The organism is Ureibacillus xyleni, from assembly GCF_900217795.1.
GTDB lineage: Bacteria > Bacillota > Bacilli > Bacillales_A > Planococcaceae > Ureibacillus > Ureibacillus xyleni.
In genome coordinates, this window is the sequence record NZ_OBMQ01000002.1 from 326929 (window position 1) to 339759 (window position 12831).

Here is a 12831-nt window from a genome sequence, read left to right on the forward strand (position 1 = left end):
CTCATCAATGGGTTTTTAAATGGAATAATCGCACATAAATTTGGGATAAACGCACATAAACACGTTCAAACCGCACATAAATTCAAAAAAACCGCACATAAACGCGTTCAAACCGCACATAAAACGGTATTAAATCTTTATTTACGCAAAGCTCCAAGCTCTGAAACGATTGCTTGCATCTCACTTGGGCTAAAAGTGTTACGTTTCATTACCATCTCATATAGGTACACTAAATCTTCGTAGCTATCTTCTGAAAAATGTTCAGATTTCATTGCATCCACATTTACCATTCGAAGTTTTTCTTTAATTTGGTCAATCATATACACAACATTGTCTTGGGTTGGTTTCGTTAAATCCACTATATGTCCACCTTTCAAACTGTAAATTAACCCTCATTTAACGGGCTGGAAAACTCAATAAATACAAACTAGCTTAATCATTTCACTACAAGTACCCCATGTCAACTCAAAAATGTATCGTTACTTTAAAAAGAAACCAATATTCTATAGAATGATAGTAAGAAGAAAATTTATCCAATAATGTAGGGAGGAACAAAGATGAGTGAAAGTAAATTATTAAAATCGGTCGTAATTGGTGCTTTAGCTGGTGCATTAATAAGTATGTTTGATCGCAAAACGAGAGAACATACAATTGAAACAACAAAAAAAATGAAAGATACTGTTGTTTATTATGCAAAAAATCGGGAACAGCTACAACAATTAGTTGAAGAAAAAGTGGATGAATTTCAGGAACTTTACGAAAAGGCTTCAGAAAATGTAAATCTTATTGTGAATAAGGTGGAGGAAGTAAAAGATATACCAAACTCTATCCAAAGTATTGTTAACGATACAAAACAGGCTTTTTCAAATGACGAACCAATAAATTAATAGTGAAGAAGGGAAGTGGGTATCGTTTTGCGTGAACAGAAAAAAACCTCTCAAAACGATGTACTATCAATTGTAAATTCTTTTCTTGAGCCGGATATGTCCAAAGTTGATGTAACGACTACAAAAGGATTTATACAAGATTTAATTGTACGAATGAGAGTAGTTGATATATCTGGAATGGGCGCTCAATTAGCCTACTTCTTTTTATTATCTTTTTTTCCTTTATTAATTTTTACTGTAACGTTACTACCGTACTTAAATTTGGATGAAGAACATGTATTTGACTTTATTCAAACGATTGTTCCAACTGAAGTGTTTTTATTAACTCAAGGTACATTAACTGAAATATTGACAACCCATAATGGCGGAGGATTGCTTGGGATAGGTATTGTTGGAACAATTTGGTCTGCTTCAAGAGGGGTAAATGCGTTAATCAAAACATTACATCATACTTACGATACAAAACCTAGGCCAGGTTTTATTAATCGAGCATGGTCCTTAATATTTACTATTTCATTAGTCATTGTCATTTTATTGGCTTTAACCATTCCCATCTTTGGACATCATTTTGGTTTTGCGCTATTTAGTTATTTAGGCGTAGAGGAAAATTTCGCTGATTTTTGGAAATATGTAAGTTGGTTCCTTCCACCAACATTAATTTTTTGTGTACTTTCTTTGATGTTTTGGGTCATTCCTAATACAGATCCAAGATTGCATTTTATTAGTGTTATTCCTGGAGCTTTATTTTCGACGGTTTCATGGGTCCTTTTAATTTATGCATTTTCCTATTACGTTAATAACTTCGGAAATTTCACTTCTACCTATGGGAGCATTGCTGGGGTTATTATTCTAATGCTTTGGCTCTATTTTACCGGAATGATTTTAATTTTTGGTGGGTTGTTAAATGCTTCAATGCAAAAGAGAAAATTGGTGAAGAAAGAGAAACGAAAAAAAAGCTTTCGCTAGCAAGTGGCGAAAGCTTTTCGTTTACGATTTTAACATACGGAGCCCGTTTAAAATGACTAAAATGGTGCTACCTTCATGTCCGATTACTCCAAAAGGTAAATCAACAATTTGAAGGAAGTTAGAAGTAATCAACAGCGCAATGACGGCGATGGAGAATATAATATTTTGTTTCACGATTCGTTGCATTTTACGAGCTATCTGAACCGCATGCGCAATTTTAGCTAAATTATTTTTCATTAATACTACATCTGCTGTTTCGAGGGCGACATCTGTTCCTCCCCCCATTGCAATTCCAACTGTTGCTGTAGCAAGGGCAGGGGCATCGTTTATTCCGTCTCCAACCATCCCAACATATTGATAGTGTTTTAAATAATGTTTGATATGGTTTACTTTTGTCTCAGGTAAGCATTCTGCAATGTACTCATTTACACCGGATTCTTTAGCGATTGCTTTTGCTGTTTTTTTATTATCACCCGTAAGCATTGCAACTTGAATTCCTAAGTCTTTTAATAACTTTACGGCTTGCTTTGCTTCATCGCGAACAGTATCTTTCATTGCAACAAGTAACGCAATGCCCTGATCGTCTCGCATGAATATTACCGTTTTTCCTTCATCGGCGAGTTTCTCTAATGCGTTATTAGCAAATTGATTTGTCTCTTCAAGGCCTACAAAATCAGGTTTTCCAACTTTGTATAATTGGTTGTATACATTTGCCTTTAAGCCCCAACCAGCAACGTCTTCAATTTCGATTCCTTGTAAAGGTTGAATATTAAGTTCTTTTGCATATTTCGTAATTGCTTGTGCTAAAGGATGGTTTGATTGAGATTCAATAGAGGCGAGAATCTTTACTGTGTCTTTTAAGTTCAAACCTTCTCTTACAATTACATCTGTCACAACAGGAGTACCAAAAGTTAATGTTCCTGTTTTATCCACAGCAAGTAACTTTATTACGGATAAATGTTCTAAATGAATACCACCTTTAAATAGAACACCATTTCGTGCACCATTCGAAATTGCGGCTAAGGTAGCAGGCATTATAGAAGCAACAAGAGCACAAGGGGAAGCAACGACTAATAACACCATGGCTCTATAAAAGGTTGTCGTCCAATCCCATGCAAGTAAGTAATGGGGTAAAAACATCATCAACACAACAGTTACAAGCACAAATTTTACGTAAGTACCTTCAAATTTTTCAATGAATTGTTGAGAAGGTGATTTTTCGCTCTGTGCAGATTGTACAAGAGTAATGATTTTTTGGAACATAGTTTCAGAGTTAGGTTTCGTCATGTTTATTGTTAATGTTCCATTTAAGTTGACTGTACCTGCATAAACATCATCGCCAACTTGTTTTGTCACGGGCATAGATTCACCACTAATTGCGGATTCATCGATAGAAGAAGTTCCTTTAAAGATTTGACCATCAGCAGGAATTCGCTCCCCTGGTTTAATCAACAGATGATCGCCTACCGTAAGTGAAGATACTGGCACTTTCATAGGCTCAAAACCACCACGAACTAGCCAAGCTTCTTCAGGTTGTAGATTCATTAAACTCGAAATTTCTCGTTTATTTTTATTCATGGCATAAGTTTCAAGAGCACCACTAAGGGCGAAAATAAAAATTAATATTGCGCCTTCTGTCCAGTAACCAATAATTGCAGAACCGATTGCTGCCATTACCATTAACAGCTCAACGTTTAAAGTTTTGTTTTCAATGGTATCTACAATACCTTCTTGTGCTTTTGCATAGCCACCAATGAAAAAAGCAGTAATATATGCAATAACGGCAGCAGTACTTAAACCGGTGGATTCCATACGCCAAGCAAGTAGGATGATTAACCCAGATGTAAGAGCGGCAATAAGTTCTGTATGTTCCTTTAATTTCTCAATTAAATCAGTATTTTCTCGATTAGAACTATCCATAATAGCCTCCTTATGATAATGAATATCACTATCAAGACCTTTATAATACAATGATGATAACGATTTTCATTTGCTTTACAAATATAATTTAATTCTTATTAATTTAAAATAATTATAATATAGGGGTGGGCTATTGTAAATGAATATTACAAGAAGACTATTTGGACAAGAGAAAAACCCATAAGAATTTTAATATTCTTACGGGTTTCAATTCGATTTAATAATGAAATTTTATAAAATTAAAATACACGCTCAGCGTACTGAGATAATTTATCTAATGAAGATTTTTCAACGTCTGCATGTAATGAGTTACCATGAGAGTCCATCGTTACTACAGCAGTGAAGTCTTCAACAGTTAAGTGCCACATAGCTTCTGGAATACCGAATTCTTGTAAATCTACACCGTCTACAGATTTGATACAGTCTGCATAGTATTGTGCAGCTCCACCAATTGCATTTAAGTATACGCCACCGTGTTCTTGTAGTGCAGCAAGAGTTTTTGGACCCATACCACCTTTACCGATAACAGCGCGGATTCCGAATTTTTTCATGATATCGCCTTGGTATGGCTCCTCACGAATAGATGTTGTTGGTCCTGCAGCTTTTACTGTCCAGTTACCGTTTTCGTCTTTCGCCATTACTGGACCACAGTGATAAATAACTTGGCCATTTAGATCAACTGGTGCATCATGGCTCATTAAGTGGTGGTGGATTGCGTCACGACCAGTGTACATACGACCGCTGATTTTTACAACGTCTCCAACTTTTAATTCACGAATTTGTTCTTCAGTAATAGGCGCTCTTAATTCTACTACTTTATTTTCTGATTTTGTTTCTTCTTTTGGCTCATCGCGGAAAGTTACTCTTTCGCCTTCTGTGTAGTGCCATTTTTTAATTTCGCCTGTCGTTGCATCAATATCGATTGCCATACGACGATAAGCCCAACAATTATAAGCTACAGAAACGAAGAATGAAGCTGGTAGACGGTGACCTACTCCAATTTTACAACCTAGTAAAGTTGCTTCACCACCGAAGCCCATTGTTCCTACGCCAAAAGTGTTTGCTTTTTCTACGATATATTCTTCAAGTTTCGCTAAGTCTTCATTTGGATTTACATCATCAACATGACGGAATAATTGTTCTTTTGCAAGATCATATCCAGAAGAACGGTCTCCACCAATTCCAACTCCGATGAAACCTGCAGAACAGCCTTGTCCTTGAGCTTGCCATACAGAGTGAAGAATACATTTGCGGATACCATCTAAGTCACGACCTGCACGGCCAAGACCTTCTAATTCACAAGGTAAGCTGTATTGGATGTTTTTATTTTCACAACCGCCACCTTTAAGAATTAATTTTACTTCAATGTAATCGTTTTCCCATTGTTCAAATTTGATAACAGGGAAGCCATCGCCTAAATTATCTCCACTGTTCTTACCAGTTAATGAATCAACTGCGTTTGGACGTAATTTTGCATCTTTAGAAGCTTGTACAATCGCATTTTTGATAGCTGCTTTAACTTCTAATTGGTTTACGCCCACTGGAGTTTTTACTTTAAATGTAGGTAAACCTGTATCCTGACAGATTGGAGATACGTTATCTTCAGCCATAACGATATTGTTTGTAATTGTGTCTAAGCTCATTGCAGCACGAGTTCCAGCATTTTCAGCTTCTTTTGCTTTTTTAATCGCACGACGAACGTCTGTTGGTAAATTTGTTGATGTTTCACTTACTAGATCGTATAAACTTTTTTCTAAAGTTTGTAAGTAAGAAGTTGCTACTTGTGACATTAATATTTTCCCCCCAGAAAATCTTAAAATTTCTAATCCTTTTATATTATACTCTTTTAATTTAGCGAAAAAAAGAGTGATAGGTATTTATCAATTTGTAAAATAGAAATTTCCTATTTTCATAGAATAAGGTCTATAAAAAATCCATCCCAAGTTATTCCTTTGATGGATTTTCATTTCTTTATTCTTTTGTAAATTCATTTCGATTGTGGAACTGGTCCATTTTCTCTTCTACATCATCGATAATTTTTATTAATCTGTCGATGTCTTCTAAATCTGCTGTTTCAGGATCGATTGCATCTAAAACTTCAACAAAAATTTGAAGACGCTCTTTTAAGTAGTTTACTTGTTTATTTTTATCTGTAATCGAGTTCGACATAAATCCACCTCTTTCGTCATGAACATCATAACTAAATTATAGCCAATGTTCAAATAAATTAATAAAAATAAAAATTTTATTTCTGAATATTTACAATCTTCTTAAAATATGATAAATTGATAATATCAAATAAGCAAAGGGGATGGTCGGAAAGGAATGCTCACTTCAATAGGAAAAGGAGGGAGTTTAAACAATCTTTCGGCTATCTATGTGCCGATTCAGTGTTTATACAACTTAAAATGGAGTTAAATGAAATGTGAAGACCCTAGTGTAAATCTTTGTTGATACACTGGGGTTTTTTGTTGTGATTTTTAAAGCTATTTTTATAGCATTATGTTAATATAGTACGGAATTATTGGTGAGACGGAGGATAAAATGGTCACAGCAGATAAATATGAACAACGTAGATTTTGGATATTAGTCTTAATTGTGTCAATTTCAGGGTTTTCCCAAGGGATGTTATTGCCTTTAATCTCCGTAATTTTTGAAACAGATGGAGTTTCATCAACTTTAAACGGTTTAAATGCAACGGGACTATACATAGGTACTTTATTAATCTCACCGTTTATCGAACAACCTTTAAGGAGATTTGGATATAAGCCAATTATAATCGTTGGTGGTGCAGTTGTATTTACAGCCTTATTAATGTTCCCTCTATGGCAAAATGTCATGTTTTGGTTTGTATTACGTTTGTTAATTGGAGTAGGAGATCACTGCCTTCATTATTCAACTCAAACCTGGTTAACGAGCACTGCTAAACAAGGGAATATCGGAAAGAGTATGGCGATTTACGGATTAGCATTTGGTGTTGGGTTTGCAGTCGGGCCGTTAATGGTGCCAATGGTGAAAGTTTCGCAAAGCTTACCATTTATTGTGTCATCCGCTCTTTGTTTGTTTGCATGGTTGTTTGTATTTTTCATTCGCAATGAAAAACCAGAAGTTTTAAAAGGCGACAGTAAGGAAACGAATAGCTTTAGTAGATATAAATTATCTTTTAAATATGCATGGGTTGCATTTTTACCTCCTTTTGTATACGGCATACTAGAAACATCTCTAAATGCATTGTTTCCGGTATATGCGCTACGTAAAGATTTTGATGTGTCAATGGTTTCGATTATTTTAGCATCTTTCTCAATTGGAGCAATTGTTACACAAATTCCAATAGGTATTTTAGGTGATAAAATTGGTAGACGGAAAGTGATTTTAATTGGCATGTTAGTTGGTGCAATACTGTTTGCAGTTGGGAGCCAATTCGAGCATTCAGAAATTCTTGTTTTAGCTACATTTTTAGTTTCAGGAATGTTTCTCGGATCCTTATTTTCATTAGGAATTACGTACATGGCTGATTTAACTCCAAAAGAGCTACTGCCAACTGGGAACCTTTTATGCGGGATTTTCTTTAGTTTGGGCAGTTTATTCGGTCCATTTATCGGCGGATTATATTTACAATTAGTGGATACGGTTAGTTTCTTATTGTTTATTTCGATTATGTTGTTTATTATTTACTTTATTATATTGTTGTTAGGGAATAAGAGATTAGAAGCGAGGTAGGGGAAATACACCCCTACCTTTTTTGCATATTAAAAAAAGCTTTGCACGAAATTCACATGCAAAGCTTCTAAATTGTATTGAATTGTCAGAATTGTTTGTGTACCGGGCACTTAGCTTAATCTGTTTCGATAATCTTCGTAACCGAACTGACGAACGACTTTAACGCCTTCTTCTTCGTTGTATAGGCAAATACTTGGTAAGTTTACACCATTGAACATATGATTTTTTACCATTGTATAGTGAGCCATGTCAGTGAAAACAATTTTGTCTCCAGCTTTTAAAGGTTCATCAAATGAATAATCTCCAATGACATCTCCAGCTAGACAAGTCATTCCACCTAAGCGATATGTGTAAGCTTTATCATTTGGAGTACTTGCACCGATAATTTGTGGACGGTAAGGCATTTCTAGTACGTCTGGCATATGACATGTTGCAGAAGTATCTAAAATGGCAATTTCCATTCCGTTTTTCACTACATCAAGAACTGTTGTTACTAAGTAACCAGTGTTTAAAGCAATTGCTTCACCTGGCTCTAAAATAACATGTACGTCATATTTCTCTTGAATGTAGTTAATGATATTCACAAGTTTATCCACATCATAATCTGGACGAGTAATATGGTGACCACCACCAAAATTTACCCATTTCATTTGATGCAAATAAGGACCGTATTTTTCCTCGAAATGAGGGATAATACGTTCTAACACGTCTGAGTTTTGTTCACACATTGCGTGGAAGTGAATTCCTTCAACACCATCTAGTTCATCTGGACGGAAAGATTCAAAAGGAATTCCTAAGCGTGAGTTCAATGCACATGGATCATATAACTCAGTTTCTACTTCTGAATATCCAGGATTTACACGTAAACCAATTGAAACGTGCTTGTCTAAACTTTGTACTTTTTCTTTGTACTTGTTTAATTGGTCAAAAGAGTTGAATACGATATGGTCAACATATTTTAAGTATTCATCAATCTCATGTTCAGCATAAGCTGGAGCATAAGCGTGAACTTCTTTGCCAAACTCTTCAAACCCGAGGCGTGCTTCAAATAAAGAACTTGAAGTAATCCCTTTTAGAAATTGACGCACCATTGGGAAAGTCGAAAACATCGAAAACCCTTTTAATGCTAATAAAATATCACAGCCAGTACGGTCTTGAACTGATTTTAGTATTTCTAAGTTGCGCATAAGCAAACGCTCGTCCACCACATAGCTTGGTGACGGCGCTTGATTCCAATCAATTGTCTTCATTTACTTTGCCTCTTTTTCTAGGTCAAGGTCAACAAGTTCAGGATTATGACTTTCTTGCCATGGAAGACCCCATTTATTTAGTGCTTCCATGAATGGATCTGGATCGAACTCTTCTACGTTCCATACACCTGGTTTTTGCCACTCGCCGTTCATTACAAGCATTGCACCTATCATTGCTGGTACTCCAGTTGTATATGAAATTGCTTGTGAACCAACTTCACGGTAACATTCTTCATGGTCACATACGTTATAAACATAGTACGTTTTTTCTTCACCATCTTTAATTCCACGGAAAATACATCCGATGTTCGTTTTACCTTTAGTGCGTGGTCCAAGAGAAGCTGGATCTGGTAAAACAGCTTTTAAGAATTGAAGTGGTTGAATCATTTGACCTTCAAATTCGATTGGTTCGATTGAAGTCATCCCAACGTTTTCTAAAACATTTAAATGCGTAATATATTTTTGAGAGAAAGTCATCCAGAAACGGATTTGTTTAATGCCTTTAATGTTTTTCGCTAAAGATTCTAATTCTTCATGATATAGAAGGTACATATCTTTAGGGCCGATTTCTGGGAAGTTATATACTTCTTTGAATTCTAGTGGTTCAGTTTCAACCCACTCGCCTTCTTTCCAGTAGCGTCCATTTGCAGTAATTTCGCGAATGTTAATTTCTGGGTTGAAGTTTGTAGCGAATGGATAGCCGTGGTCACCAGCGTTCGCATCTAAAATATCGATATAGTGAATTTCGTCAAAATGATGTTTCAATGCATAAGCAGAGAATACACCTGTTACGCCTGGGTCAAATCCACTTCCTAAAAGTGCAGTAAGACCTGCTTTTTCAAACTTTTCTTTGTAAGCCCATTGCCATTTATATTCAAATTTAGCTGTTTCAGGTGGCTCGTAGTTTGCTGTATCTACATAGTGCACACCTGTTTCTAAACATGCATCCATAATTGTTAAATCTTGATATGGTAAAGCAACGTTAATTACCACATCTGGTTTAAATCCATTGATTAATTCAACTAGTTCTTCGACGTTATCCGCATCTACCTGTGCAGTATGGATAATTGTTTTACCGCCGTCTAATTTTTCTTTTAAAGCATCACATTTTGATTTTGTTCGACTTGCGATCATAATCTCTTCGAATACTTCCGAGTTTTGCACACATTTGTGTACTACTACACTAGCTACTCCGCCAGCTCCAATAATCAATGCTTTACCCAATTCTTTATAACCCCCTAAATAAGCCTGAATCAACGGGTTTCCTAGTCCCGACAGGCATTGTATTGTAAACAATAAAACAGATTATACAGAAATATATTTCCGGTATCAATCCATTTTCGACAAAATTTTTGTTAAAAATAGAAATTATTTAAGAGTTTAAATTTCTATTACAAATCATCATTATATAGGGTTAACAGAAAGAATGAAAATATTTATCATTCCTGAAATAAACAAAGGGAAAGTTATAAATTACTCAGAATAATTAAGGGAGTGGAAAAATTGATTGGTGGGGATGATAGTGAGATTACAATCTTTTGATATACCTACACGTACAATTGATGTTGCAGCAGGATCTATCATTATGGCAATGGGAATATTTATACTGGGAGCATTACACCAATTTCCGATTTTAGAAAAAAATTTCGGATTAATTTTCTCTGTTTTGTTAATACTGTTTTGGTTTATTATGCTTGGTTTTTTTGTTACCTCGCTATTCAATAAAGAATACCGCCTCAATCTTATTCATTCACCAATCAGTAGTTTTGGTGTAGGGACGTGGATTGCAGGGACATCAGTAATTTGTATATTAATGATCAATCAAATGCCCGAATTATTTTTTATTATCCGTATTTTAATTTATGTTAATCTATTATGTTGGCTGCTTTTTATATTTTTTTGTGGTTACCAATTAAAAAAGATTATTGTGATGCAATCTACAAAAGAGGTTCATGGCGTAATCTTACTATCCACAGTAAGCACGCAATCAATTTCCTTATTATTACTAAACTATTTTCATAATATAGAAAGTCCCTACTTTGTTATTTTAATTATTTGCATTGGAAATGTATTTTATTTATTTTCTATTGGCTTGCTTATTTTGCGGTTTATTTCAAAGTTTCATAAAATTCACGAATGGAAGAATACAGATTGTATCATTCATGGAGCACTTTCGATTACAGGTTTAGCAATGACCCAAACAGGTGTCTTTCCAGTACAAATATTAATGATTGTTTGGTATACAGTGTTTGGTTTGTTTATAGTTATAGAAACAATAGAAGTTATTAGGGGATATAAAAGAATTAAAGATTACGGAATTAGAAGGGGAATTTTCACGTATCATATTACACAATGGGCAAGAAACTTTACGTTTGGGATGTTTTATTTTTTCACTTTCAATATAGTGAAGAGTTATTCAAATATAGAACCTTTTGTATTTCAGAAAAACTTTATGACATGGCTAGGGTGGGTTGTGTTAATTTTATTAATTATAGAGGTTGGTTTATTGATTACATCAAAACTTCGGTGGGATATAGAATAAAACAGAGATCAACTTGAAAAAAAGGATCTCTGTTTATTTTTTATTTACTTTTCAACGTCAACTTCGCCACAATCTCAACCCGTGCTGTTTGTGGGAACATATCCACAGGTTGGATATAGTCAACTTTATAGATTTTTGTGAGCTCTTGTAAATCCTTTGCAAAAGTGGATGGGTTACAAGAAGTATAAATAAATCGTTTTGGTTTAATTTTCATTACGGTTTTAATAAAACTTGGCGCTAAACCAGTACGAGGCGGGTCAACCGTAATAACATCTGGAATAAAGCCTTCTTTTCGCCATTTTGCTAGCCATTCTTCGGCAGTTCCTGTATAGTAACGTGCATGTTTAAATCCATGGTTTCTTGCGTTTTTCTTTGCGTCATCCACACTTTCAGGTACAACATCCATGCCTCGAACTTCTTTAGAATGTGGGGCAAGCCATAATCCAATTGTTCCTACACCACAATAAGCATCTACTACTTTTTCTTTTCCAGATAAGTCTGCTGCTTTCTTAATTTCGTCATACAAATGTATAGTCTGTTCTGGATTTAGTTGGAAGAAAGCGCGGGATGATAAATCAAATGCAAGTTCCCCTAGATTTTCATGAATTGTTTCTTTTCCATGTAAAAGGATTGTTTCATCACCAAAAATGAGAGATGTTTTTTCTCGATTTATATTCTGTGTTATTGAAACAATACTTGGGTCGATTTTTAACATTCGTTCAATTAATTCCTCTTTATGAGGGAGGTCTTTTCTCGTTGTTACTAAACATACTTGAGTTTCTCCGGTTTTAATCCCAGTTCGAACAACAATCGTTCTTACTAAACCGTCTAGAGTTTTCCCATCATAAATTGTTATGTTTAGTTTTTGCAAAATTTTACGAGTCGCAACTGTAATTTTAGAAGTTAATGGGTGTTGCACAGCACAATCATTAATATTCAATAATTTATTTGTTCCCTCAGTAAATAGACCGGCGTAAACACGTTTACCTTCTTTGCGTACTTGGAAACTGCTTTTATTTCGATAGTGCCAAGGATTATCCATTCCTAACGTTGAACGAACTTCTACCGTCTCAGCTAGTGGTTTCACATATTTTTCTAGGGCTTGTACTACCATATCTCGTTTCTCTTTTAATTGACCTTCATAAGTTAAATGTTGTAGTTGACAACCACCACATTCATCGTAAATAGCACATATTGGCTCTTGGCGGTTATTTGAAGATTTGCGTATTTTTAAGATTTCAGCCTCTGCAAAATTGCGTTCTACTTTTGAAACTTTCACCGTAACTTCTTCACCTGGTAATGCACCTTTTACAAACACAACATTACGTTTATAAAACCCTACACCTTCACCATTAATCCCTAATCTTTTAATCGTTAACGGAAATTTTTGACCTACTTCCATTAAAACTTTTTCGCTCAAATTGCGTTCACGTCCTTTAATAAGTTCATTTAATCATTATAGCTGAGAGGCTATGTAAAGCAAGCGGAGATATTTCCCTTAGTATAATTATGGTCATTTTTACGAATAATCGTAACAAAGTATTTT

The 12831-nt window shown here is 35.0% G+C and carries 11 protein-coding genes; 4 read left to right on the top strand and 7 right to left on the bottom strand.

Annotated features, from left to right (window positions below):
* Positions 1–137: 137 nt before the first annotated feature.
* On the bottom strand, positions 138–359 hold the full coding sequence (locus CRO00_RS05415) for a DUF1128 domain-containing protein (RefSeq protein WP_097072649.1): 222 nt from the start codon (positions 357–359) through the stop codon (positions 138–140).
* A 198-nt stretch (positions 360–557) separates the two neighbouring features.
* Here CRO00_RS05415 and CRO00_RS05420 point away from each other — a divergent pair, with 198 nt between their 5' ends.
* The gene (locus tag CRO00_RS05420; protein ID WP_097072650.1) at positions 558–887 is read left to right on the top strand and encodes a YtxH domain-containing protein; all 330 of its coding nucleotides are present in this window, start codon (positions 558–560) and stop codon (positions 885–887) included.
* Positions 888–914: 27 nt separating this feature from the next.
* Positions 915–1853, top strand: coding sequence for a YihY/virulence factor BrkB family protein (locus tag CRO00_RS05425; RefSeq protein WP_237658330.1), 939 nt, complete (start codon positions 915–917; stop codon positions 1851–1853).
* 21 nt (positions 1854–1874) lie between these two features.
* Here CRO00_RS05425 and CRO00_RS05430 read toward each other — a convergent pair whose 3' ends face one another.
* The 3 genes from CRO00_RS05430 to CRO00_RS05440 all read right to left on the bottom strand — a co-directional run bounded on the left by CRO00_RS05430 (position 1875) and on the right by CRO00_RS05440 (position 5942).
* The gene (locus tag CRO00_RS05430) at positions 1875–3773 is read right to left on the bottom strand and encodes a heavy metal translocating P-type ATPase (RefSeq protein WP_097072651.1); all 1899 of its coding nucleotides are present in this window, start codon (positions 3771–3773) and stop codon (positions 1875–1877) included.
* A gap of 239 nt (positions 3774–4012) precedes the next feature.
* Positions 4013–5563, bottom strand: a complete 1551-nt coding sequence (locus CRO00_RS05435) for a fumarate hydratase (RefSeq protein WP_097072652.1) — start codon at positions 5561–5563, stop codon at positions 4013–4015.
* 181 nt (positions 5564–5744) lie between these two features.
* Positions 5745–5942, bottom strand: a complete 198-nt coding sequence (locus CRO00_RS05440; RefSeq protein ID WP_097072653.1) for an SE1561 family protein — start codon at positions 5940–5942, stop codon at positions 5745–5747.
* 375 nt (positions 5943–6317) lie between these two features.
* On the opposite strand from CRO00_RS05440, the gene CRO00_RS05445 reads away from it, so the two are divergent.
* Positions 6318–7493, top strand: coding sequence for an MFS transporter (locus CRO00_RS05445; protein ID WP_097072654.1), 1176 nt, complete (start codon positions 6318–6320; stop codon positions 7491–7493).
* A 110-nt stretch (positions 7494–7603) separates the two neighbouring features.
* Here the strand turns inward: CRO00_RS05445 and nspC are convergent, their stop codons facing one another.
* The gene (gene nspC, locus CRO00_RS05450; protein WP_097072655.1) at positions 7604–8743 is read right to left on the bottom strand and encodes a carboxynorspermidine decarboxylase; all 1140 of its coding nucleotides are present in this window, start codon (positions 8741–8743) and stop codon (positions 7604–7606) included.
* A complete protein-coding gene (locus tag CRO00_RS05455; RefSeq protein WP_097072656.1) occupies positions 8744–9967 on the bottom strand; it encodes a saccharopine dehydrogenase family protein in 1224 nt (407 codons plus the stop codon).
* A gap of 298 nt (positions 9968–10265) precedes the next feature.
* Here CRO00_RS05455 and CRO00_RS05460 point away from each other — a divergent pair, with 298 nt between their 5' ends.
* Complete coding sequence (locus CRO00_RS05460; protein WP_161946619.1) at positions 10266–11285, top strand: TDT family transporter; 1020 nt, start codon at positions 10266–10268, stop codon at positions 11283–11285.
* A 40-nt stretch (positions 11286–11325) separates the two neighbouring features.
* On the opposite strand, the gene rlmD is transcribed toward CRO00_RS05460, so the two are convergent.
* On the bottom strand, positions 11326–12687 hold the full coding sequence (rlmD, locus tag CRO00_RS05465) for a 23S rRNA (uracil(1939)-C(5))-methyltransferase RlmD (protein ID WP_419865859.1): 1362 nt from the start codon (positions 12685–12687) through the stop codon (positions 11326–11328).
* Between the last annotated feature and the right edge of the window lie 144 nt (positions 12688–12831).